This window comes from Atlantibacter sp., from assembly GCF_032062175.1.
Classification (GTDB): domain Bacteria; phylum Pseudomonadota; class Gammaproteobacteria; order Enterobacterales; family Enterobacteriaceae; genus Atlantibacter.
In genome coordinates, this window is record NZ_DAMBQK010000024.1 from 51027 (window position 1) to 75012 (window position 23986).

General features: G+C 48.8%; 27 protein-coding genes and 1 tRNA gene. 13 read left to right on the forward strand and 15 right to left on the reverse strand.

Features of this window, described 5'->3' with window-relative positions:
* Positions 1 to 82: 82 nt before the first annotated feature.
* Positions 83 to 301, forward strand: coding sequence for a cold shock domain-containing protein (locus tag RT120_RS18095; RefSeq protein ID WP_106995985.1), 219 nt, complete (start codon positions 83 to 85; stop codon positions 299 to 301).
* 312 nt (positions 302 to 613) lie between these two features.
* Complete coding sequence (locus RT120_RS18100) at positions 614 to 841, forward strand: hypothetical protein (protein ID WP_106995986.1); 228 nt, start codon at positions 614 to 616, stop codon at positions 839 to 841.
* Positions 842 to 1479: 638 nt separating this feature from the next.
* Here the strand turns inward: RT120_RS18100 and RT120_RS18105 are convergent.
* The gene (locus RT120_RS18105) at positions 1480 to 1674 is read right to left on the reverse strand and encodes a hypothetical protein (protein ID WP_312984808.1); all 195 of its coding nucleotides are present in this window, start codon (positions 1672 to 1674) and stop codon (positions 1480 to 1482) included.
* A gap of 208 nt (positions 1675 to 1882) precedes the next feature.
* On the opposite strand from RT120_RS18105, the gene RT120_RS18110 reads away from it, so the two are divergent.
* Positions 1883 to 2071, forward strand: coding sequence for a hypothetical protein (locus RT120_RS18110; RefSeq protein ID WP_023479866.1), 189 nt, complete (start codon positions 1883 to 1885; stop codon positions 2069 to 2071).
* 326 nt (positions 2072 to 2397) lie between these two features.
* Here the strand turns inward: RT120_RS18110 and RT120_RS18115 are convergent, their stop codons facing one another.
* The 4 genes from RT120_RS18115 to RT120_RS18130 form a co-directional block, all read right to left on the reverse strand.
* Positions 2398 to 3000, reverse strand: a complete 603-nt coding sequence (locus tag RT120_RS18115; RefSeq protein ID WP_023479883.1) for a site-specific integrase — start codon at positions 2998 to 3000, stop codon at positions 2398 to 2400.
* Positions 3001 to 3107: 107 nt separating this feature from the next.
* Positions 3108 to 3533: a glutaredoxin-dependent arsenate reductase gene (arsC, locus tag RT120_RS18120; RefSeq protein WP_023479704.1), complete on the reverse strand. Its 426-nt coding sequence runs from the start codon at positions 3531 to 3533 to the stop codon at positions 3108 to 3110.
* A 12-nt stretch (positions 3534 to 3545) separates the two neighbouring features.
* On the reverse strand, positions 3546 to 4835 hold the full coding sequence (locus tag RT120_RS18125; protein WP_023479682.1) for an arsenic transporter: 1290 nt from the start codon (positions 4833 to 4835) through the stop codon (positions 3546 to 3548).
* Between the two features lie 42 nt (positions 4836 to 4877).
* Positions 4878 to 5198 carry a transcriptional regulator gene (locus RT120_RS18130; RefSeq protein WP_023479906.1) on the reverse strand — a complete coding sequence of 107 codons (321 nt, stop codon included), beginning with the start codon at positions 5196 to 5198 and terminating at the stop codon, positions 4878 to 4880.
* Positions 5199 to 5283: 85 nt separating this feature from the next.
* On the opposite strand from RT120_RS18130, the gene arsH reads away from it, so the two are divergent.
* From arsH to RT120_RS18145, 3 genes are all read left to right on the forward strand, one after another.
* Positions 5284 to 5982 carry an arsenical resistance protein ArsH gene (gene arsH / locus RT120_RS18135; RefSeq protein ID WP_262671742.1) on the forward strand — a complete coding sequence of 233 codons (699 nt, stop codon included), beginning with the start codon at positions 5284 to 5286 and terminating at the stop codon, positions 5980 to 5982.
* A 183-nt stretch (positions 5983 to 6165) separates the two neighbouring features.
* Entirely contained in the window at positions 6166 to 7017 is an 852-nt protein-coding gene (locus RT120_RS18140) for an aldo/keto reductase (RefSeq protein WP_312984811.1), read from the forward strand.
* 26 nt (positions 7018 to 7043) lie between these two features.
* On the forward strand, positions 7044 to 8033 hold the full coding sequence (locus RT120_RS18145; protein ID WP_312984813.1) for an aldo/keto reductase: 990 nt from the start codon (positions 7044 to 7046) through the stop codon (positions 8031 to 8033).
* A gap of 34 nt (positions 8034 to 8067) precedes the next feature.
* Here the strand turns inward: RT120_RS18145 and RT120_RS18150 are convergent, their stop codons facing one another.
* Entirely contained in the window at positions 8068 to 8961 is an 894-nt protein-coding gene (locus RT120_RS18150; protein WP_312984815.1) for a LysR family transcriptional regulator, read from the reverse strand.
* Between the two features lie 148 nt (positions 8962 to 9109).
* Between RT120_RS18150 and RT120_RS18155 the strand changes: the two genes are divergently transcribed.
* The 5 genes from RT120_RS18155 to RT120_RS18175 all read left to right on the forward strand — a co-directional run bounded on the left by RT120_RS18155 (position 9110) and on the right by RT120_RS18175 (position 13088).
* Positions 9110 to 9901 (forward strand): SDR family oxidoreductase, encoded by a 792-nt coding sequence (locus tag RT120_RS18155; RefSeq protein ID WP_312984816.1) that lies wholly within the window; start codon positions 9110 to 9112, stop codon positions 9899 to 9901.
* Between the two features lie 124 nt (positions 9902 to 10025).
* On the forward strand, positions 10026 to 10277 hold the full coding sequence (locus RT120_RS18160) for a DUF1471 domain-containing protein (RefSeq protein ID WP_312984818.1): 252 nt from the start codon (positions 10026 to 10028) through the stop codon (positions 10275 to 10277).
* 54 nt (positions 10278 to 10331) lie between these two features.
* Entirely contained in the window at positions 10332 to 10700 is a 369-nt protein-coding gene (locus tag RT120_RS18165) for a helix-turn-helix domain-containing protein (protein WP_312984820.1), read from the forward strand.
* Between the two features lie 347 nt (positions 10701 to 11047).
* Positions 11048 to 11968, forward strand: a complete 921-nt coding sequence (locus tag RT120_RS18170; protein ID WP_312984822.1) for a hypothetical protein — start codon at positions 11048 to 11050, stop codon at positions 11966 to 11968.
* Positions 11958 to 13088 carry a hypothetical protein gene (locus RT120_RS18175; RefSeq protein WP_312984824.1) on the forward strand — a complete coding sequence of 377 codons (1131 nt, stop codon included), beginning with the start codon at positions 11958 to 11960 and terminating at the stop codon, positions 13086 to 13088. The genes RT120_RS18170 and RT120_RS18175 overlap by 11 nt, the downstream gene beginning before the upstream one ends.
* Positions 13089 to 13200: 112 nt before the next feature.
* Here the strand turns inward: RT120_RS18175 and RT120_RS18180 are convergent, their stop codons facing one another.
* From RT120_RS18180 to deoC, 7 genes are all read right to left on the reverse strand, one after another.
* Positions 13201 to 14370, reverse strand: coding sequence for a phage integrase central domain-containing protein (locus tag RT120_RS18180; protein ID WP_312984825.1), 1170 nt, complete (start codon positions 14368 to 14370; stop codon positions 13201 to 13203).
* A 163-nt stretch (positions 14371 to 14533) separates the two neighbouring features.
* Positions 14534 to 14609: transfer RNA gene (locus RT120_RS18185), tRNA-Thr, on the reverse strand.
* A gap of 154 nt (positions 14610 to 14763) precedes the next feature.
* On the reverse strand, positions 14764 to 15663 hold the full coding sequence (locus RT120_RS18190) for a sugar phosphate isomerase/epimerase (protein WP_312984827.1): 900 nt from the start codon (positions 15661 to 15663) through the stop codon (positions 14764 to 14766).
* Complete coding sequence (locus RT120_RS18195) at positions 15660 to 16790, reverse strand: Gfo/Idh/MocA family oxidoreductase (RefSeq protein ID WP_312984828.1); 1131 nt, start codon at positions 16788 to 16790, stop codon at positions 15660 to 15662. The genes RT120_RS18190 and RT120_RS18195 overlap by 4 nt, the downstream gene beginning before the upstream one ends.
* Before the next feature lie 27 nt (positions 16791 to 16817).
* Entirely contained in the window at positions 16818 to 17327 is a 510-nt protein-coding gene (gene rbsD / locus RT120_RS18200; RefSeq protein WP_312984830.1) for a D-ribose pyranase, read from the reverse strand.
* A 29-nt stretch (positions 17328 to 17356) separates the two neighbouring features.
* Positions 17357 to 18268, reverse strand: a complete 912-nt coding sequence (locus RT120_RS18205) for a ribokinase (RefSeq protein ID WP_312984831.1) — start codon at positions 18266 to 18268, stop codon at positions 17357 to 17359.
* 72 nt (positions 18269 to 18340) lie between these two features.
* Entirely contained in the window at positions 18341 to 19042 is a 702-nt protein-coding gene (gene deoC, locus RT120_RS18210) for a deoxyribose-phosphate aldolase (RefSeq protein WP_312984832.1), read from the reverse strand.
* 232 nt (positions 19043 to 19274) lie between these two features.
* Between deoC and RT120_RS18215 the strand changes: the two genes are divergently transcribed.
* Positions 19275 to 20162 (forward strand): AraC family transcriptional regulator, encoded by an 888-nt coding sequence (locus RT120_RS18215; protein ID WP_312984833.1) that lies wholly within the window; start codon positions 19275 to 19277, stop codon positions 20160 to 20162.
* Between the two features lie 16 nt (positions 20163 to 20178).
* On the opposite strand, the gene proA is transcribed toward RT120_RS18215, so the two are convergent.
* Both proA and proB read right to left on the reverse strand, forming a co-directional pair.
* Entirely contained in the window at positions 20179 to 21432 is a 1254-nt protein-coding gene (gene proA, locus RT120_RS18220; RefSeq protein WP_312984835.1) for a glutamate-5-semialdehyde dehydrogenase, read from the reverse strand.
* A 10-nt stretch (positions 21433 to 21442) separates the two neighbouring features.
* Positions 21443 to 22546 (reverse strand): glutamate 5-kinase, encoded by a 1104-nt coding sequence (proB, locus tag RT120_RS18225; protein ID WP_312984836.1) that lies wholly within the window; start codon positions 22544 to 22546, stop codon positions 21443 to 21445.
* Between the two features lie 292 nt (positions 22547 to 22838).
* Between proB and phoE the strand changes: the two genes are divergently transcribed.
* Positions 22839 to 23894 (forward strand): phosphoporin PhoE, encoded by a 1056-nt coding sequence (gene phoE, locus RT120_RS18230; RefSeq protein WP_312984838.1) that lies wholly within the window; start codon positions 22839 to 22841, stop codon positions 23892 to 23894.
* Positions 23895 to 23986 lie beyond the last annotated feature (92 nt).

Consider the following 23986-nt stretch of genomic DNA (forward strand, 5'->3'; position numbering starts at 1 on the left):
CTCTGATATCCCCTCCTTTTGAGTCCAAACGTTTAATACGATATGTTTGCTATCAATACAATCATTTATAACGGGAGTCAGTATGACCTCAAGAATTAAAGGCCTGGTAAAATGGTTTAACGGAGACAAAGGTTTTGGCTTCATCTCTCCTCTTGATGGCAGTAAAGATATCTTTGTCCATTTTTCTGCGCTTAGCGGCGACAACTTTAAAACTTTATTTGAAGGACAGAAAGTTGAATTCGCCATTCACAGCGGTGACAAAGGTCCTGCTGCTGCAAACGTAATACTTTGCGATAAATAAATCTTTGTGGATCTGCGACAACGATCAAGGATTATTCCTGAGTAGACATACCCATAAATTAAATGTGATAAAAGCCGTTTAATCCTAATATCAGGTCAGCATATTTTTGCATATGTATGAATGTGTTGACCGATTTGATGAGGTGCAGGACTGCTGCATAAAAATTTCAAAACAGAAGCTAACTGCTTGTTAAATAATAAAGTGCGTAAGGGGCGAGGCTGCCTCCGAAAGCATCACGTCTTTATTTTTACCTTAGTGGCATCTACCAGTAAACATCACTGAGAGAAAAGATTAACAGATTCATGGTGGCATATGATAAAAATTCTTGTTTTCTTTAATGCCGAACCCTGTAAAGTCATGACCGTTCTGGAGGGTATATCCTCTATCAGACGAGAATATCCGAACGGTGATGAAGCACATCTTCGGATTATGTCCGCTGGCTTTCCTTCATTAACCGGCGATCATGGTGTTGTTTACGTGGCTTCTGACAGGCAGTTAACGTCGCAGGAGATACTCGATGCTGCCAGGAAATATTTATAGCAGTTTCATTACCTTCTCTGCTTCATGTTTAATTGCGTACCTACCCTATTTATAAGATACAAACAAAAAAAATAAGTAAAAAAACTTTATAGCCTGCTAACCGCAGGCTTTTTTTTCAACACATTCTTTTAAAAATCGCTGTCAAATCAGGAGGTCACACTATGTGCATTGACAAAATACAGATGGCCCTCTACCTCCCTTCATGCTATTTTGCCTCTTATGATGAATCCTTCTGAGCGGCAGGGCAAATTAACCTGATGAATTTTCTAATGGAATGTTCATCATGCACGAACGAAGCAGCGGGTCATAGGGATACCCAAAGGCTTACCGGGAGGCATCGGCATCATATTCATAAGCATCAAGCGATGCAGCAGAGGATTTTTCTCTGGATGTTTTATGCTTCTTGTTTTGTAAGAATTATTGAAAGATTGTTATATATTTAGTCCAGCAATATGTCTGGCAACTATAATGGTTAGTTACTTCCTTTCCGAGTTCGGTGCTTCTTTTAAGGAGGATTTCACTTTTTACAAATTGGTGATTTCTTTAATGACTATAATATTTTCAATACTTATCTTATTTTTGTTAAATAATGCACTCATGAAGTAAGGAGATACAGTTAAATTTCATCTCGAAGATAATCATCTTCTTCCTGAGATAAAACCTAAAGCGAAGCCTATACCGACTGCTATGAGAATACTTGTCGCAGGATATGACTCAACTTTATTCTTCATGCTGTTAGCCCCACTACGTAACGCACCATCGGTTTTAGTAGCGTATTCTTTTACTGTTTCCTTAAATTCATTTTCAGACTTTTCAGGTGAATGGTTAAACATGGCACTCTCCGGTTTGAAATTATTTATTTAAGTATAGTCAACACCCTTAGGAAAATAAAAAGTTGCAGCTAAATAACACGACTTAGATTATTATTTTCTTACAGTGCTTTTTATATATTTAATGAGTATATGCAAACCTAATCGGCGTTACAGTGTAGGGTACCCTATACTATTAAAACCTCATAAAGATAGGATGCCGGAGTAGACTATGCTAACTTATTTAGAGATCCCAACCGCAGATGTCAGGTTGATGCAAGAAGAATGGCAGTATTCCATTAACGAATGGGAAGATGAAGGAGGGGCGTCTGAAAAAATATATAAAGATGTTGACATTCTAAAAAGTAACAATATGGAATTAATTTTTGATTTACTGTGCTTTGAAAATGAAGGGAAATAGTAACGGTAAATATCGTCTTTTCTTTTCTAATGTTCGTATTTGGTTCATCGCCGCCCAGAAACCTTGCCGCAGGAGCAATTCGTAAAGAATACAACCACACATTCGAAACCGCCCTAACTTTATGTATTGATCAAAAAATTCTGGTCAATGCCTTAGCTTTTTCCAAAGACGATTTCCGCGTCGACGCTTACTCTACTTGGTTCGTTAACTTCAAAGAAACAGCCGGAACTTCCTGCATGTATTGACCTGCTCAGCATTAACAAATTCAATAGAGATGTAATAAAATTCCGCTTCTGGCAAAGGGCTGCTGTTGCAGCCCTCACAAATTAAACTTCAATAGACTCAGATATCTCCAGGGCATCATCCACTTCAATACCGAGATAAAGGACTGTACTTTCAAGTTTTTTGTGACCTAACAATAGCTGGATCACTCGAAGATTCTTCGTTTTTTTATAGATCAGATATGGCTTGGTTCTTCGCATAGAATGCGTACTGTACAGAGTCTCGTCGAGACCTAGCTTATCAATCCATCCATGAAAAATACGGTTATATTGCCTGGTTGAGATATGTCGTGAAGAACCGACGCGGGACTGGAACAGATAGTCGCTACTACGTAGATGAGCCATTTTGATCCATGCTGCTACAGCCTCTCTGGTTCCCTTAGTCAGTTCAAACTGAACGGGGCTTCCCGTTTTTTGCTGCAGCACTGTCGCTCTGCCCGAAACAGAGTGCCCATAGGCCACATCAGAAACTTTTAGCTTAACCAGATCACAGCCCCGAAGTTTACTGTCCAGAGCCATGTTAAACAGAGCTAAATCGCGTACTTTTCCTTCCATCTCAAGTCTGATACGGATTCCCCAGATATGAGAGATCTGAAGAGGCCGTTTCTGGCCAATAATACGGCCTTTGTTCCAAGGGGATGTTGTCATGCTCATTCTCCTTTGGGTTAGGAGATGTGATTATGGTTGTCCCATATGAGCGAAAATCGGATGCCCGCATAGCGTAAACAGGCGTCCGATATTTTGAAGTGGGCAGATTACTTAATCCGCTTCCCCGTTTCGTCAATGACCTTCTCGCCATCCTCTTTGGTAAACGCTCCTTTCTGGCCTTCCGGTAGAATATCCAGCACTATTTCTGAAGGGCGGCAAAGACGAGTGCCAAGCGGCGTAACGACAACCGGCCGATTAATCAGGATCGGATGTTGAAGCATGAAATCAATCAACTGCTCATCACTAAATTTCTCTTCATCAAGACCCAGGTGTTCATAAGGCTCAACATTCTTACGCAGTAATGCACGCACCGTAATTCCCATATCTGAAATAAGTTTAATCAGCTCATCACGGGTGGGTGGCGTATCGAGATAATGAATTATCGTCGGTTCGTTGCCGCTGTTACGGATCATCTCCAGCGTGTTGCGTGAGGTGCCACAGGCCGGGTTGTGATAGATGGTAATGTTGCTCATATCAGTATCTCATTACAAAGTGACAGAGAGCCGCCACGCCAGAGCGGCCAGAGTGACAAACAGCACCGGCACAGTCATGACAATGCCGGTCCGGAAGTAATATCCCCAGGTGATCGTCATATTTTTCCGGGCAAGCACATGCAGCCACAGCAGGGTTGCCAGACTGCCTATCGGGGTGATTTTCGGGCCTAAATCGCAGCCAATCACATTGGCATAAATCATTGCCTCTTTGACGACGCCAGTCGCCGCACTCCCGTCAATCGACAGCGCACCAATCAGCACCGTCGGCATATTGTTCATCACTGATGAGAGAAATGCCGTCAGGAAGCCGGTGCCGAACGTCGCTGCCCATAACCCCTTGTCTGCCAGCTGATTCAGCACACCAGACAGGTACTCCGTGAGCCCTGCATTGCGCAGGCCATAGACCACGAGGTACATGCCCAGCGAGAAAATAACGATCTGCCATGGCGCACCGCGCAGGACTTTCCCGGTGTTGATGGCATGGCCTCTTTTCGCCACCACAAACAGCACTGCTGCGCCAGCCGCCGCTATCGCACTGACCGGGATCCCCAGCGGCTCCAGAACAAAGAAACCGACAAGCAGCAATAACAGGACAATCCAGCCCGCCCTGAAGGTTGCCGGATCCTTGATCGCACTAGCTGGTTTCTTCAGCAGCGAAACGTCATACGTTGCCGGAATATCCCTGCGGAAGAAGAAATGCAGCATGGTCAGCGTGGCCGCAATCGCTGCCGCATCCACGGGGATCATAACGGAAGCATACTGCGTAAAGCCCAGACCGAAGAAGTCCGCCGAGACGATATTAACCAGGTTAGAAACAATGAGCGGCAGGCTGGCCGTATCTGCAATAAACCCTGCAGCCATGACAAAGGCCAGTGTCGTGCCCTGGCTGAACCCCAGTGCGAGCAGCATCGCAATCACAATCGGCGTCAGGATCAGCGCGGCGCCGTCATTGGCAAACAACGCAGCAACAGCGGCACCGAGCAAGACTATCCAGGTGAACAGCAGGCGGCCACGTCCGTTACCCCAGCGGGAGACGTGCAGTGCGGCCCATTCAAAGAAGCCGGACTCATCGAGCAGCAGGCTGATGATGATGACCGCAATAAATGCCGTTGTCGCGTTCCAGACGATATTCCAGACAACGGGAATATCAGCGACATGGATGACACCGGTTCCCAGCGCCAGCACTGCCCCGATACTCGCGCTCCAGCCAATACTCAGGCCTCTGGGTTGCCAGATCACCAGTACCAGCGTCAGTAAAAATATACTCCCTGCCAGAAGCATCTCAGACTCCATCATATATGATTATGTAAATATCTTCCTGCCTCAGCAGGAGGTGCAGGCTGATTTATCCAGCCATTCACGCACATCCTCCCGCATACACTGCCAGGACGTTGTGATTGTCTCAGCTGCCCACGCTGGTATGTGGGGTGACAGACGATAGTGGATCCATTTGCCTTCACGACGGTCAAGTACCAGCCCGGCCTCACGAAGGATAGCCATATGTCGCGAGATTTTTGGCTGTGATTCAGAGGTGGCCGCGCAGATATCGCAGACGCACAGTTCACCGGACTCCCGGAGAAGCATGACGATGGTGAGCCGTGTTTTATCCGACAGGATTTTGAAAAGCTGAACAGGTTGTAGCATTTGTCACTCCATTCCCTTTAGAATATACATATGGTAAATCATATGTATTAACTTTGAAATCATCTGGTCTGTCCGGAGGAGAAAAATGGAACAATTTCCTGCCCTGAACACCGAATGCTTTGATCAACACATCGCTGAACGTCTGCACCTGCAGGAGCCACCACGGATTCTGATTCTGTATGGCTCAGTAAGAGAGCGCTCCTACAGCCGTTTTGCCGCGGAAGAAGCTGGTCGCCTGCTGACGGCGATGGGCGCGGAGGTAAAACGCTTTAACCCCTCCGGTTTACCCCTGCCGGATGATGCGCCGGACACGCACCCTAAAGTCACCGAGCTGCGCGGTCTGGTCAGATGGTGTGACGGGATGGTGTGGAGTTCTCCGGAACGGCACGGGGCTATGAGCGCAGTTATGAAGGCGCAGATTGACTGGATACCCTTAAGTGAAGGCGCGGTTCGTCCTTCGCAGGGCAAAACACTTGCGGTAATGCAGGTCTGCGGTGGTTCCCAGTCCTTCAATGCAGTGAACCAGATGCGTATTCTGGGCCGCTGGATGCGGATGTTTACGATACCCAACCAGTCTTCCGTAGCCAGGGCATGGCAAGAGTTCGACGAAAACGGCCGAATGAAACCTTCGTCATGGTATGACCGCATCGTCGATGTAGCCGAGGAGCTGTTTAAAATCACACTGCTGCTTAAGGGACAAACCGGTTATCTTGCGGATCGTTACAGCGAGCGAAAAGAGAGCCATCAGGAGCTTTCATCCCGTGTCAATCAGGACAAAATATAACGTCTGTTCTTCGTGAATCCATACTGCATGAGCTTAACAACGTCCGCTATTGGCACAAAGCCGACCGTAAGACCTGCTGGAAATTAATGAACACATCTAATAAACCCTAGCTAATTACCCCACCTAATCGAATAAATCACTTTGCGTTATGCTTTTCCAACACAACAGCTGAAGGATAACGTCATGCAAACTGTAAAACTGAACAACGGGATTGAAATGCCCCTGCTGGGCTTTGGTGTGTTTCAGATGTCTGATGCCGCTGAATGCGAAAGAGCCGTTATTGATGCAATCGATACGGGATACCGCCTGATCGATACCGCAGCGTCTTACCAGAATGAAACCCAGGTCGGGAACGCACTGAAACAAACCGGTATTGCCCGCAACGAACTCTTTGTAACGACCAAACTTTGGCTACAAGATACCAATTACGAAGGCGCTAAAGCACAGTTCGAACGATCCCTGAATCGACTGCAACTTGATTACGTTGACCTGTACCTGATTCACCAGCCTTACGGCGATGTCCATGGGGCCTGGCGCGCCATGGAAGAACTGCATCAGGCAGGAAAAATTCGCGCCATTGGCGTCAGCAATTTCCATCCTGACCGACTGGCCGACCTTATCGCCTTCAACAAGGTTGCCCCTGCGGTGAACCAGATTGAAGTTAACCCCTTCAACCAGCAGCTACATGCCGTTCCATGGAATCAAAGCCATGGCATTCAGCCGGAAGCCTGGGCACCGTTTGCTGAGGGTAAAAATGGCTTGTTCCAGCATCCCGTGTTAACGGCAATTGGCCAGAAGTACGGCAAAAGCGTGGGTCAGGTTGTGCTGCGTTGGATCTTCCAGCGAGGCATCATTTCACTGGCGAAATCGGTGCGCAAAGAACGCATGGAAGAGAACATCAACATTCTCGATTTTGAACTCAGCTCTGAAGATATGCTGCAGATTTCTGCCCTCGACACCGCAACCAGCGCCTTCTTCTCTCACCGCGACCCGGCGATGGTGGAATGGCTGACTGGCCGCAAACTTGATGTTTAAGACGCGATAAAAGAGGTATTCATTCAATGCAAAAACGTTATCTGGGTAAATCCCGACTCGAAGTATCCGCGCTTGGGCTCGGTTGCATGGGCTTAAGCCACGGCTACGGCCCGGCGACCGATACTCGTCAGGCTATCGAGCTTATTCGCGCAGCGGTTGAACGTGGCGTCACCTTCTTCGATACCGCTGAAGTATATGGCCCCTTTCTTAATGAAGAGGTTGTCGGTGAAGCCTTAAAACCATTTCGTGACCGCGTGGTCATCGCCACTAAGTTTGGTTTTACTTTTGGCGACGATAACAAGCAGCAGATTTTAAACAGCCGTCCGGAGCATATCCGTGACGCGGTGGAAGGATCATTACGCCGCCTCAAGACTGATGTTATTGACCTGCTATACCAACACCGTGTCGATCCGGATGTCCCGATTGAAGATGTTGCGGGTACGGTAAAAGACCTGATCGCTGAAGGCAAAGTTAAACATTTCGGTCTGTCCGAAGCGGGTGCGCAGACCATTCGCCGTGCGCATGCCGTACAACCTGTCACGGCGCTGCAAAGCGAATACTCCATGTGGTGGCGCGAGCCTGAGCGGGAGATCCTGCCGTTACTGGAGGAACTGGGCATTGGTTTCGTGCCCTTCAGCCCATTAGGCAAAGGCTTCCTGACGGGCTCGATTAAGCCAGGAACCACTTTTGGCAAGGATGATTACCGCAGCACCGTGCCGCGTTTCGCCGGGCAGGCGATTGAAGCCAATGAAAAGCTGGTCTCCTTGCTGTTTGAATTGGCGGCAGAGAATGGCGTGACGTCTGCGCAAATTGCGCTGGCATGGCTGCTGGCACAAAAGCCGTGGATTGTTCCTATCCCTGGTACCACCAAACTGCACCGGCTGGAAGAAAACCTAGCGGCTGCCGACATCATTCTTTCGCAGGATGACTCACGGCAGATAACCCAGGCGCTTGAAACGATTAAAGTCGTCGGCGAACGTTACTCTCCTGAGCACCAGGCTCGCGTAGGCCGTTAATACCCGGACGGGTCCGCTGAGATTGGCGGACCCGTTATTCCTGATAGCGAAGTGCATCGATCATCAGCGCAAAAGCGGGCGGATGCTGCTTACGGCTCGGGTAGTAGAGATAATATCCGGGGAAAGATGGGCACCAGTCCTGCAGAACCTGGATAAGCTCTCCTAACTTTATATAATCCTGCACCCTGTCTTCAGGTATACAGGCGATGCCAAAACCTGATAACGCCGCATCAATCCTTTCCGCCTGTAGATTAAACGTGACCTGCCCTTCCACTCTGACCCGTAACGGTTTCCCTTCCTTCTCAAATTCCCAGTGGTAAAGCCCACCGGCTGTCGGCAGGCGCATATTGATACACCGGTGATTTTGTAGCTCGTGCGGCGTTTCAGGTGCAGCATTTGCAGCGAAATAAGACGGCGCTCCTACCACAGCCATTCGCATATCCGGCCCAATTCTTACCGCAATCATGTCCTTATCCACGCTTTCGCCCAGACGGATCCCGGCATCAAAACGCCCCTCAACAATATCGACAAAGCCGTTATCAACCACCAGTTCGAGATTAATTTCCGGATATTCCCTGAGGAAGGGTTTTAGCTTCGGCCATACCAGACTTCGCGCGGCATGCTCCCCGGCTGATAAACGAATATTGCCAGAAGCGGTGCCGTTCAGCTGAACGAGCGATTCAAGTTCCTGCTCAAGATCGGCAATACGCGGTTCAAGGCAGGCAATAATTCTCTCACCGGCTTCCGTGGGGGCAACGCTTCGGGTCGTGCGGGTCAGAAGGCGGATATTCAGCCTTTCCTCCAGGGCCTTCATCGCGTGGCTGAGAGCAGACTGAGAAACGCCCAGTTTGCCCGCAGCTTTGGTAAAACTTCGTTCCCTCGCCACCACAAGAAAGATTTGCAGTTCGTTGAAATTTTCTTTGAGCATCGGCGATTTCCTTATGGAAGCATTCCCTTCATCGCGTACTCATGAAGGGTGTTCATAGACACAATCATTTTAGCCCTATTACTGTCATTAATGATAATTGATATTCTGACTCTATCGAAAATAAGTCTGAATTATCAGTAGGTTTATCATGAAAATACTCGTTGCAGGGGCGACAGGAAGTATTGGCCTTCAGGTCGTGAATACCGCTATCAAAATGGGCCATCAGCCTGTAGCACTGGTCAGAAATAAGCGCAAAGTGAAATCGCTTCCTCGGGGAACGGATGTTTTTTACGGCGATGTTTCATTGCCTGAAACACTCACTGATTTGCCGAGAGATATCGATGCCATCATCTTCACGCTCGGTTCCGATGGCCAGGGGCGTATTGGTGCCAGGGCGATAGATTACGGCGGAGTGCGCAATATTTTACGAATATTCAGGGATGCACCTTTTCATATCGCTCTGATGACCACGATTGGCGTGACTGAACGACTCAGCACCTGGAATCAACACACTGAGGTTCATGACTGGAAAAGACGTGCCGAGCGTCTGGTCAGGGCAAGTGGTCATCCCTATACCATCGTCAGGCCCGGCTGGTTTGATTACAACAATGATGATGAGCACAGAATCGTTATGCTTCAGGGAGATCGTCGCCATGCCGGAACACCGGAAGATGGTGTGATATCCCGAGAGCAAATCGCTCAGGTTCTGGTCAATGCCCTAACCAACGACGAGGCAAAAAATAAAACGTTGGAACTGGTGGCTGAACGAGGCGAAGCACAGCAGGATCTTACGCCATTGTTTGCAGACCTGAAGGCTGATGATCCACAAAAAAATGATGGGGTTTTAGACATAGACAATATGCCTCTACGTGAAGAACCTGAGTGCATTATTAACGAGCTGAACCTGTATTCAAAAAAATTAACCAATCTACAACCCTGACAATTTTGTCATATAGCGGTCAGTCTCATGACAGCTTAGGTCTGTATATTTGAATGTACAGAGGGGGAGAGTTCCCCTGATACGAGTCCAGTTACAAACATAGATTTTAAAAGAGATATTAGATATGAAATCACTACTTATTACTTCATTGGTCATGGGATTTATTGCAGTGAATGCCGCATCTGCCGCTCAGGAAATTAACCACGCAGATGGGAAAGAAAAGATGGGTGTAGTCTCAGCCAGCAATGCCTATACGCTTGATGAATTATCGAATACGCTTTCCCGTAAAGCTGATGAGCAAGGGGCAACGTCATTCAAAATCCTGTCGGCAACGGGGGATAACAGGCTACATGGGGTTGCTGAAATCTATAAGTAAATCATTAGCATCCCGAACAGGATGTTTCACAGCCTTCATAGTGAGCGTCGATTTATGTTCAGAACAGAATACATCATCGATGAGATAACTCAATGGATTGATTCAAACTTACACAAGCCGCTGAAGATAGAGGATGTTGCTGCGCGGGCAGGATACTCCAAGTGGCATCTTCAGCGGATTTTTGTGCAGGTGAAAGAAGTTAGCCTTGGGAAGTACATAAGAGATACGAAACTTAGACTTGCAGCAAAAGATCTTATTGATACTAATGAATCAATTATGGAGATCGCTTATAAGTATGGATACGATTCCCAACAGACATTTACGAGGGTCTTTTCCAAAACTTATAACTTTCCACCCATGATGTATCGGAAAATCAATAAGTTGACCATTACTATAAATAGATCCAAATCTTTACCTTTATAAATTCATATAGACACTACGACTTTTATTACATTTACTTAGATACTTTTAAGTTACCAATAAAAAATTGAGAATATAACTTCAACATAACCATTTAAGAAGAAAAATTAATTAAATTAATAAAAAACTCAAAGGTTCCATCAACGTTAATCTTTAAATCCCTATTTTCGATACACTTGTTGTGATTTTCCAAGTCTTAAAAAGGTTAACGCATAAGCCACTCAAGTCAGTAAATGACTCATCGCATAGAATAAAATCATCAATTGTGATATAGATCACGAAAATTGTGCATAGCACTCATTAATCAATTACTGTAAAATATTGTTATTTCAAACTTTGTGATGACGATTATGGGTGAATTTTCAAAATACGTTGGTGAAGTAGGCGAAGATATTGTCAATGATTTTCTAACTCTATTTGGTTGGCGAAACATGTGCAATAATAAAAAAGTAGATTGCTGTGTTTCGACACATGAAAAAATAACACATGGTGTCGATGCTTTATACGTATATGATTCTCTACTTCAAAAACAGACATTAGTTAGTGTTGTTGTTTCTGCTAAATACTCTGCATCATCTTACACTAGTGTCAAATCAACCTTTAGAGATCATTTTAAAGATATTGCCAACACAATTGAATGTTACAATAAATCACAACTAAAAAGGAACATTACCAAAAACTTTAAAGGCAGTTCTCGAAAAGAAGATATTGGTGTATTGTTTTATTTAAACAATGATGAGAATGAAGAAAAAGATAACATTAAAGGTACCATAGCAAATACCAGAATAGATAGTACATTAAAATTTAATACAATACATGTCATTGATAATGCAAGAGCTAAATTTTTATTTGAGTCATTAAACTTCATTAGAAAAAAATATAAAGATTGTGATTTTTTTTGCAATAATACAACATTAAATATAGCATCTTCAAAAACACACACAAAAATCATGCCAGTAGAATATATCACATCACCAATAATCCCTATATCTGTTGCATCTGAAAATGGTCGAAGATTTATTTTACTTTGCGATTTCGATTTTAGTAAAGAGTCCCTAACCCTTGTTTTCAATTTAGCCAGAAAATTATGCTCTGACTTTTCAAGTCACTATGAAATATACTTCAAACAATATAACGCGCTCACCGACGATCCTATAATAGATGAAGTTAAAATGTCACAAATAAATGAAGATGATGACATCATAGAGAGCATAGATGTACAAATCTCATCTTATAACTCTAACTTCAGGAATATCAAAAATGAGAAATAAAATTGACTTCATTCCATCTGGTGACGAATTAAAAAATCTAGTTGGACAAATGAACTGTACAGGCACAATAATTAATAACATATTGCGAGAGAGAGGGGTGTTCTGCTCTTCTTCAGAAAAGACCATAACAGTCCCCAATCTAATAACTTCTTTTTTGAGTCCTGAAGAATCCTATGAATTACTCCAAAGCATCAAAACAAAAGAAAAATTAGATAAAGTTAATTTTCGTAATTTTGAGATTGATAATGACGCTGAACTTTTAGAAGAACTTAGTGGATGTATCGATGTTGATGATTTAATAAGTAATGAATATACTAACATCGAAATTTCTGATTTTAACGATTTTACATCATTAGATGGTAAATCAAATAACTCTATAATAATGGAGTTCGAGTTATGTCGTAAAGATATATTAGATGATTGGTATATCACCGAGAAATTTTTCAGAGGTTCTGTAGAAATTAAGAAAGATTATGATGGCGAACGTGCTCAACTATTAATGAATGTTAAATTGAATCATACATCGCCAGAAACAAAAGAAATATCTGAACGAATTGTGTCGTTAGTTGAAAGTAAACTCCTTAAAGATCAAATCATCAAAGACTCCCCTCATGGTGGGAAAGTACTCTTTAACGATTTTGAAAATGAATATCGTGTATCATTTTTAAGCGAACTTGCTAAACAGCACATTGGGTATGAATTTTACTATAAAAAAATTGATGATGTTCATTTCAATCCAGATAAAGATGCAGATTACTCTACACAACCTCAATTAGTAACCAATTTCCTTGAAAAAGATATTGAGCAATATCGGGTTAAAGGGGATCTTGATAAAATCATATCAATAAAATGGAAACATATTCACCCATACGTTAAAGTAACTAAAGTATTAGCTAGTTATACAATTGCTCATGGTAAATATGAGGGCGATTGTAAAGTCTCATATGAATTTAGCGATTACGGACGTAAAAACTCTCTCAATCCAGAATTATGCATTACTGTTGTAAACATAAAAATGAAAGGGGCCTCTCAAGAGAGGTTGAATGAAATACAAGACTTAATAATGCGCCAAATCGAGACAAGAAAAGCTGAATTACTCCGTAAGTACAAAAAATCATAATCATGAAACCCCATCACTAATTAATCAGAGATGGGGTTATATAAATATTAAAAATGGCTTTATTTTATTAAATTAAAATTTCCAAAAACAATCATTAGTAATGAAATATTATTTATAACAGTTTTAAATAATCACTATACCACTGCATCATCTCCCTCCGCCCTTCAAGATACTGGGCGTGGTTATACGTCCCACGAATCGCGTTCTTATCGACGTGCGCAAGTTGGGTTTCAATCCACGCCGTATTGAACCCTTCCTCATGCAAAATCGTACTCATCGTGTGACGGAAACCATGCCCCGTTACCTTCCCCGTGTATCCAATCCGCTTAAACACCTGATTAATACTCGCTTCGCTCATTGTTTTCCGGGGATCATTTCTCCCAGGAAACATCAGAGGATATTGCCCAGACATCACTTTGAGCTGCTGTACGATCTCTAGTGCTTGGGTAGAGAGGGGAACAAGGTGAGGCCGTTTCATCTTCATTCGGTCAGCAGGAATTTCCCACACCGCTTTCTCAAGATCAAATTCACTCCAGAAAGCACCTCGAAGCTCACCGGTGCGAACTCCTGTAAGGATCAGCAGACGAGCGGCAAGAACAACCAGCGGACTTCCTGTATAGCCTGAGAGAGCTTTGAAGAAATCAGGTAACTCCTCAACAGTAAGGAAGGGATAATGCTTCGATTCATGCCCTGACATCGCGCTGGTAAGATCCGCAGCCGGATTGTATTCCGCACGGCCAGTAACGATGGCGTAGCGAAAGACTTCGCTGCAGCGCTGTCGAACCTTCTTGGCCTTCTCTGTCGCACCACGGCTTTCCATTCGACGCAGCACATTAAGCAGAACCAAAGGTTTAATTTCATTCACCGGCTGCTGGCCGATATAGGGGAAAATATCTTTATTGAAAGCTTCGATAATGTCGGAGGCATAACCTTCTGACCATCGGCTCACCTTCGTTCCGTGCCATTCAAGCGCAACTGCCTGAAACGTATTATTGAGCTGCACATCCCGAACCAGCTTTTCTTCTTTCTTGGCAAAAGATGGATCGATACCCTCGGCCAGCTTTTTCTTGGCTTCATCACGCAGTGCCCTCGCTTGTGCAAGGGACACTGCTGGATAGACCCCAAAAGCCATACGCTTCTCTTTCCCATTAAAGCGATATTTCATCCGCCAGTATCGGGAACCAGAGGGAACGACTTCAAGATACAAACCAGCACCATCTGCCAGCTTATAGGCTTTCTCTCTGGGTTTAGCTGCATCTACCTGTCGCGCATTTAGCTTCATTGGGGGCATCTCCCTGGACCGAACACAGTATGCCCCCACTTATGCCCCCAACTGTAACTTGATTCCGGTTGAGTCCAGTTGATAGCAGGAGATAAAATACGGGCTAGAAACCGCAGTATACGGGCTTTAAGTTGATTTCGGTAGACCTGGGAAGAGTTTGAAATGGTGCCGATAATAGGAGTCGAACCTACGACCTTCGCATTACGAATGCGCTGCTCTACCAACTGAGCTATATCGGCCCTGAGGAGACATGCTCACGGGCGCGAACACGGTGTAAAAGGGTAAGGAAAACTTGCGAGGGCGTCAATGGCCTTATGATTCAAGTGGTGAGTTTTGCGCCAGTTGAGTCAGATACCCCGCCCCACCTGCGGGATACCTGACTCAAATTAGGAATTACGCCCCGGTCACCATCAGCACATCATCAACGAAGTTTTTGGCGCGCGGAATATCTGACTCGTCGACGTGTTCAATTATCAGCGGGATGTTCGGGTGGTTTTTCGCGAGCAGTTCCACATACAGCAAATAGTTAAGCGATCCCAACCCTGCCGCAGGCAATTCCACCGAACCGGCCCCACGGAAGCTGTTATGCTCCGCCGCGCCGTCTCCGAATTTCTCAATCACCACGTCCGTTTTCTTGCAGTCTTTAGCATGGGCAATTTTGATTTTGCTGTCCAGCACGTTGAAAATGCTGTGCAGCGTCTCGTCAATGGCATCGATGTTTTTGTCATCGAAATAGTTGGTCGGGTCCAGCGCCAGGCCAAGTCCAGGGTGGTCGATATCGCGCATCAGGCGCGCCACCTGGCTGACCGAGCCGATAATGTTGTTAACATAGTTCTCCACCAGGAACACCGCACCGTGGTCCCAGGCGAACGCCGCCAGGTCGCGGGCAATAGCTTTAAACGCCTGATACGCCTCTTCGGTGCTGTTTTTCGGATCGTACAACCAGTCGCTGTCGACGTTATAGGTGCCGGTTTCACTAATCACATACGGCGTGCCGAAGTCCCGCGCGTGTGCGAGGATCTCTTTCACCGCCGCGATATTCTCGTCCCGTTTTACCAGATCGGGATGCACCAGGTTGGTGTACGCCGAAATAGCGACGATAGGCAGATTGGCCTTGCGAAACGCGTCGCGCACCTGATGCGCTTTCTCTTTGGTGATATGTCCACGGCTCAGATCGACATCGGTAAATTCGAGGTCAAGCTGCACGCAGCCCATCCCCGCCTGCTTAATCTTTGCGATAGTCTCTTCCAGGCTGTAGGGGTAGTAACCGGTAAAGATGCCGACGTTAATCATTTTGTATTCTCCTGAAGGATTTCATTGAGATAAACGGTTCGCTCTTCCTGAATAGAGGCATAACAGGCTTCGATGCAGGCCAGTGTGCCCAGGTTGTCTTCAGCGCTGATTTCCGGTTCTACGCCGTGTTCCAGGGCGCACATCAGGCTCGCCATGGTGCCAATAAACGCATCCGGGAACCACTGGCGCTCCCACTGCGGGGCGATCCAGCGGTCGGGGTACTCGCGTGAGGCCAGTTTTAAGGTACTGCCGCAATACTCCGGCGGGCGGCGGTGCCAGCCGAAATCCCCTTCCGCCAGCCCGTCAGTGCCCTCTACACGCCAGTTGATGTAGTTATTTTTGGCGCAGGGTTCACCCGGCCAGGCCCAGACGTCATCCAGACTGGTGGCGATCAGGCCATTGGCGTACTGGAAGGTGTATTGCGTGATTCCATCGGTATGCTCGAAGGTGGTACGCGGATCGGTACGGCAAACGGCGGTGACTTTTACCGGGTCGCCAAACAGGAAGCGGAAAGCGTCGATATGGTGGATAGCCATCGCATACAGTTCGAGTTTTTTATATTGCTGAAGGAACTGCTGCCAGTCGGGGATGGCGCGCATATCAATGCTGGCAATCACCGGCGTGCCAATCAGCTGGTTATCAAGAATGTACTTCAGCGCCCGAATCGACGGGTCGTAGCGCATATTAGAGTTCACTGCGACAGGGATGCCGCTCTCTTTACTCAGGCGCACGATTTCGCGCCCGGCCTCCAGCGACATCGCCAGCGGCTTCTGGCAGAGAATGGCTTTGACGTTTTTCGCCGGAGAATTTTTACTGCAAATAAAACGCACAATCTCTAGCTGAATATGCGGCGGCACGGCGATATCGATAATCTCGATCTGCGGGTCGCACACCATCTCCTGCCAGATTGCATAGATTTTGGGAATGTTAAATGCCGTGGACAGCCGCTGGCTGTGGGCATTTTCCAGCGAGGTGATCCCGTATAGCGTAAACCCCGCTTTCTGGTACGCCACCAGATGGCAATGCTCGACGATAAATCCCGCGCCGATAATGCCGATTTTGTAGTCTGTTCTTTGCGGTAACGCCGGACGTGTCGCCTGCTCTAATAAGCGTTCTAACGAATCCATGATGCCCCCGTGATAGTGATGAAATGACTACGCGCGCGAGTTAAGCTGCGGAACATAATTCTCTTTAATCCGCTGGCGGCGCGTCACATAGGCAGGCAGCGGCTGGACGTTAGTGCCCTCGGCAAACCACGCGAACGGGTCGGTACTGGCCACCAGCGCGAAATTAGCCCACGGGTTGAATGAGCCGGAGCGAATAATCACTTTGGCTTTATAAGCGAGTTCATTACACAGCACTTCATGGCTGGCTTCGCTGAAATCTGTCCCGGAGCCGGTAAAGATATCCTGCACCTGACGGTACAGGTCCGCGTTACAGTCGCGCACTTCCCGGGCGAATTTAATGTCCTCAACAAACACTTCATGGCGCAGCACGCGCAGAATATCGGTCACGTCCGGAATGCCAGGCCAGAAACCGAGGTCGATGCGATTAGCGTGCGGCGGGATGGGGAACCCGGCGTCGGTGACGAGAATAATATCGGTATGGCCGAGGGTGGACAGCGCCGCCGCGAGTTGAGGATGTAGGATACGTTCAGGTCTCATAGTTATCTCTCCGAATTGAGTTTTTATAATTAACAACCGAGAAATTGTTCGACTTCTTTACGCGTTTTGTAGGAGGGCACGGTTTCCCAGTCGCAGCAGCACAGCGCGGCGGTGGCATTGGCGAAAAACGCCGCCTTTTCAATTGGCTGCCCTTCGCTTAATGCAACCGCCAGCCCGGCATTGAAGCTGTCTCCCGCGCCGTTGCTGTCTACCACCTCCACTTTGCAGGACGGGATTTCCAGGGTGTCGGTGCGGCTGAATACGGCACTGCCGGCTTCGCCCAGCGTCATCACCACATAGCGGCAGCCGGTCTCCAGCAGCAAATCGGCGATTTCGCGGTTGCTGCGCGCATCGTCCGGTGCCAGGCCCAGCGCCACGCGGGCTTCGGTTTCATTAGGGGTCAGGTAATCGATAGGGTGTAGGTTCACGCCGCGTAAATCCCGGGCGGGAGCCGGGTTAAGAATGGTGGTTTTGCCGAGCTGTTTGGCGAGATTTAGCCCGTAAAGTGCGGTCTCCAGCGGGATTTCCAGCTGCGCCAGCGCTACGCTGCTCTGCTCCATGAGCGCTTTCGCCTCGTCCACGTGCGCCGGGCTAAACAGTTTATTGGCCCCCATATCCACCACAATCACGTTGCGGGCCTGATTGTCTTTGATGATTAACCCGGCTCCGGTAGGCAGTTCAGGGGTTAAGGTCAACGCGTCGATATTCACGCCTTCGTCGCGCATCAGGGTCACGAATTCATGGCCAAACGTATCGTCACCGACGACGCCGGCGTAGGCTACTTTCGCCCCAAGCCGTGCCGCCTGCACCGCCATATCCGAGCCTTTCCCGCCCCAGGTCTGGCGAAAATCAGTGCCGATTAACGTCTCGCCCGCCATAGGAATGCGATCTGCCGTCATGACCAGCGCTTTGGCATAACTGCCAAGGATAAAAATACTCATCAGTAATTCCCCTTCTTGACTGACAGTGGCATAACACTGCGCCGCCGCAGTTACGCTTGCGGCGGCGACGTATTAATAAGCGTTGATATCCCCCGTCAGGCCTTTAACCAGTTCCGGCCCGGAGCTGGTGCCGACCAGTTCGGCCCCGGCTTCGAACATCGCTTTCATTTTTTCCAAGGTATTGACCTTACCTGATACTTTTACCCGGCACGGTAACTGAATATTGGCTTTGAGAAGCCGAACATCTTCTACCGTCGCTTCGCAACCGCCTTTGCCCCAGCCGCTGGACTGTTTCACCCAATCAATGCCTGCTTCAAAGGCATAACGGGTGGCTTTGATTTTCAACGCTTCTTCGGTGATGAAACCAAACTCCAGCATGGCTTTCACTTTCATCCCCAGGTCATGAGCCACGTGGGTCACGCTTTTCAGCTCGTTAAAATAGAGATCTTCCTGGCCGCCCAACAGATAGCCGGGGTTTGGCGGGAAGTCGAACTCATCGGCACCTTCTTTCGCCAGCTCGCGCACCACTGCTATTTTCATTGCCGTGGTGTCGTTAGCCATGGGGAAGTTGACCGTGGTTGCCACCCGCACGCCGCTGCCTTTCAGCATGTCTTTAGCAAGGGAAACCCAGCAGGGCGCAATCATGGCCGCATCAAACTGATACTGCATGCAGGTTTCCAGATGTTTAATCACCCCTTCGCGCGTCAGATCCGGGTTGACGTTGGTGTACTGAATCGCCCTGGCGACCTGGCGCGGATCGTTAAAATCAATCATGGAGAGCTCCTGTCTGGTAAGTAAAAAGCGTGTAAGTGTGCCGTGAAGATGTCGTTACTTTAGGCAGGATGGCGAATGAGCGTGATAGGCAGAATTCCCTGGAACATGGATGAAATTTTCATGTCAATGGAAATGTGAGTCAGGTCAAAAATTACTCACAGAGCAGTGCCTGCCGGGTGGCGAAAAATGCCACTATGCCAGGCGAAACGGGCAAACAAGAAACCAGGCCGCTATGCAGAAACAAAAGCAACGCACCCGAGCGATCGCCAACTGGTATCGGGGTTCTGACGAATTTTCCACCCTGATGAACTACCGGATTTTGCGCGCCGGGCATATTGAGACTGCGGCGGATTTCCACGTGCATCGTCAGTCGGTGGTGGGCCATGAATTGCTGTTTTGCCTGCGCGGCGCGGGGTTTATCCGGATTGAAGACAGGCTTTATCCGGTGCGCGAAGGGCAACTGGCCTGGCTGCCGGTGCGCTGGCCGCATGAGCATTACCCCGACAAACACTCTCCCTGGGCGATCCTCTGGCTGCGCATAGAAGGCTCAAAACTCAACAATATCATGCAGATAATGGACGTTCCTCAGCGGCCAGTTTTCCAGTTCGACAACCCACAAAAGATCGTTGAAATTTATCACCATATTTTCGACCAGATGAACAGCTATACCCTGGTGACCGATGCCCACTGCGATATGCTGTGCAGCCAGTTGATTTTTACCCTGCTGGAAAACCGCAGCCACGATGCCGCGCAATCTCAGGTGATCACCCATCGCGGGCTGGGCAAGCTGTTGTATCAGATCCACAGCCATTACAACGATGACTGGGATATCGAGAAGTTTATGCATTACTGCCAGGTAAGTAAGTCGCAGCTGTTCCGCTTATTCCAGACGACGTTCAACCAAAGCCCGTTGAAATGGCTGAAAAACTATCGTTTATCTCAGGCGCGAAGGCTGCTGGTCGAAACGCAGGAAAGCATCAGCCGGATTGCGGTGCAGGTGGGGTATAACGACCCGCTGCATTTCTCGCGGGATTTTCATCGTGCGGTTGGCCTTTCGCCCAGCGCGTTTCGCAAGCAGGAACAACTGGAAGGCGCACAGCAAAAAAAGGGCGATGCCTGAGCATCACCCTTTCTTATCAGACGCGAACAGTATCGTCGCCGTAGCCGATCCACTTATAGGTGGTGAGCGCTTCGAGGCCCATCGGCCCTCGCGCGTGCAGTTTCTGGGTACTGACCGCCACTTCCGCGCCCAGACCGAACTGTCCGCCGTCGGTAAAGCGCGTCGAGGCGTTGACGTACACCGCTGACGAGTCCACTTCATTGACGAAACGGTCGGCATTGCGCAGGGTGCGCGTCAGGATCGCGTCGGAATGCTGAGTGCCGTGCTCGCGGATATGGGCAATCGCGCCGTCAATGTCTGCCACCAGCTTGACGTTAATATCCAGCGACAGGAATTCATCGTCATACTCTTCCGGCTTCACTGCTACCAACTGCGCCGGGCCATTTTTCAGTTGCTCAAACGCGTAACTGTCCGCATGCAGCGTTACGCCGCTGGCAGCCATTTTTTCGCTCAGGGCAGGCAGGAAACGGTCAGCGATCCCCTGATGTACCAGCAGCGTTTCTACGGTGTTGCAAGTGCTCGGACGTTGGGTTTTGGCATTGACGATCACGTTCAACGCCGCGTCGATTTCCGCGCTCTCATCAACAAAAATATGGCATACGCCAATTCCGCCGGTGATCACCGGAATGGTGGACTGCTCGCGGCACAGCTTATGCAGGCCCGCGCCGCCGCGTGGGATCAGCATGTCGATGTACTTATCCATGCGCAGCATTTCAGAAACCAGCGCGCGATCCGGGCTTTCAATGGCCTGAACCGCACCCGCCGGTAATCCGCACTCTTCCAGCGCCTGCTGGATAACTTTTACCGTGGCGGCATTGGTACGCCAGGTCTCTTTACCGCCGCGCAAAATCGCTGCGTTGCCGGTCTTCAGGCACAGCGACGCCACATCCACCGTGACGTTCGGGCGGGCTTCATAAATCACGCCAATCACGCCGAGCGGCACCCGACGGCGCTCCAGGCGTAGCCCGCTGTCGAGCACGCCGCCGTCAATCACCTGCCCCACCGGGTCGGCAAGGTTGCACACCTGGCGCACGTCGTTGGCGATGGCGTGCAGCCGCTGAGGCGTCAGCGCCAGGCGGTCCTGCATGGCGTCGCTCAGGCCACTGGCTTTGGCTTCGGCCAGATCCTGCTGGTTGGCGCTCAGAATGGCGTCCGCCTGGGCTTCAAGATAATCGGCGATTTTCTCCAGCACGCGGTTTTTCTCGCGGCTCGATAACAGCGCCAGCTGGTAAGAAGCCGCTTTCGCCGCTTTACCCATTTGTTCAAGCATTGCAGGCTCCTTAAATGAGGATCAGGTCGTCGCGATGGACGGCGACCGGGCCATATTCATAACCGAGAATGGCGTCGATTTGTTGGGAGTGATGCCCGGCAATACGGCGCAGCGCATCGCTATTATAGCGGCTCACGCCGTGGGCGATGTCGCGTCCTTCCTGGTTGCGGATGCGGATCACTTCACCGCGCGAGAAATTGCCGGTCACGGTTTTGATGCCTTTCGGCAGTAGAGAACTGCCGCGCGCCAGAATCGCCGTTTGCGCCCCTTCATCGACGCTGATTTCGCCGGCGGGCGGGGCGCCAAAAATCCAGCGCTTACGGTTTTCCAGCGGCGACTGTTGTGGATGAAAGCGCGTGCCCACCGGCAGCCCTTCGATGACATCGCCTATCACACCCGGTTTGCTGCCTGCGGCGATTACGGTCTCGATCCCAGCGCGTCCGGCCACATCGGCGGCTTGCAGTTTAGTCCCCATACCGCCAGTGCCCAGGCCGGATACGCTGTCGCCAGCAATGGCGCGCAACGCGTCGTCAATACCGTGAACATCGGCGATCAGCTCCGCCTGCGGATTGCTGCGCGGGTCGGCGGTAAACAGCCCTTGCTGATCGGTCAGCAGCAGCAGTTTATCGGCACCCGCCAGAATCGCGGCCAGCGCGGAAAGATTGTCATTATCGCCAACTTTGATTTCCGCCGTGGCGACCGCGTCGTTTTCGTTGATGACCGGAACGATATTGTTATCCAGCAGAGCGCGCAGCGTATCGCGAGCATTCAGAAAACGTTCACGATCTTCCATATCAGCGCGGGTCAGCAACATCTGCCCGACGTGGATCCCGTAAATAGAGAACAACTGTTCCCAGAGTTGGATCAGGCGGCTTTGCCCCACGGCGGCGAGAAGCTGTTTCGACGCGATGGTCGCCGGAAGTTCTGGATACCCCAGGTGTTCACGCCCGGCAGCGATAGCCCCGGACGTAACGATAACAATGCGATGCCCGACGGCATGTTGCCGGGCGCACTGGCGCACCAGTTCCACAATATGGGCGCGGTTCAGGCGGCGCGAACCGCCTGTTAAGACACTGGTCCCTAGTTTTACGACCAGGGTCTGGCTGTCACTCATGATTCTCTGCCGTTTCAACAAAAATTAGTAAAAGAACAATCAGAAAGACGTTGTAACAGGAGTCAGGCGACTTGCCAACTGCCCGGCTTTAAATCCCCAAACATTGTGCGGCGCGAAGGCAAAATATTACCAAACATCAAGGAAAGAACATTTTTAGAAACATCGTTTCATTCTTTTTTATATTTTTTCTTACTCTGTCACAGATCTTTCATACAGGCTCGTTATGATTCATGGCGATTTTCAATGGGCGGATGTCCGAAACTTAGCGCGTATAAAAACATTGGGATTGAAAATGAAAAAAAGCACGTTGGCATTAGTGGTGATGGGCGTTGTAGCAGCATCAGCGGCGCAGGCAGCAGAAGTGTATAACAAGAACGGCAACAAACTGGATGTCTACGGCCGCGTTAAAGCAATGCACTACATGAGTGATTACGCCGCGAAAGACGGTGATATGACTTATGTTCGTTTCGGCTTCAAAGGTGAAACTCAGATCACCGACGCCATGACTGGCTTTGGCCGCTGGGAAGCAGAATTTGCGGGTAACAAAGAAGAAGGTGCCGCTAACGCGCAGAAAACCCGTCTGGCTTTCGCCGGTATTAAATTCCAGGATTTCGGTTCTATCGACTACGGTCGTAACCTGGGCGCGCTGTATGACGTAGAAGCCTGGACCGATATGTTCCCGGAATTCGGCGGCGACTCTTCCGGCCAGACCGATAACTTCATGACCAAGCGTTCCAGCAGCCTGGCGACTTACCGTAACACCGATTTCTTCGGCGCGATCGACGGTCTGAACACCACGCTGCAATATCAGGCTAAAAACGAAGGCCGTACCGCCAGCAAAGAAAACGGCGACGGTTTCGGTACTGCGGTAACGTATGACTTCGGCGGCAGCGCATTCAGCATCGGCGGCGCATACACCAACTCCGACCGTACAGACCTGCAAGAACGTCAACTGCGCGGCCAGGGTAAAAAAGCCGAAGCCTGGGCAACCGGTCTGAAATACGACGCCAACAATCTGTACCTGGCGACCATGTATTCTGAAACCCGCAACATGACGCCGATTTCGGGCGGCTTTGCTAACAAAGCACAGAATTTCGAAGCCGTGGTTCAGTATCAATTTGACTTCGGCCTGCGTCCGTCCCTGGGCTACGTACAGTCTGAAGGCAAAGACATTAATGGTATCGGCGACGTTGATTTAGTGAAATATATCGACGTGGGCGCGGTTTACTACTTCAACAAAAACATGTCCGCCTTCGTGGACTACAAAATCAACCAACTGGATGACGACAATGCGCTCGGCATCAACAACGATGACATCGTTGCCGTTGGTGTGACGTATCAGTTCTAAGCAGTAAACACGTATGGCTACCAGACCCCCCGCGCAAGCGCTGAGGGATCCCCACAAACTCAGCGCTAATAAACCAGCACCATATTCTGATA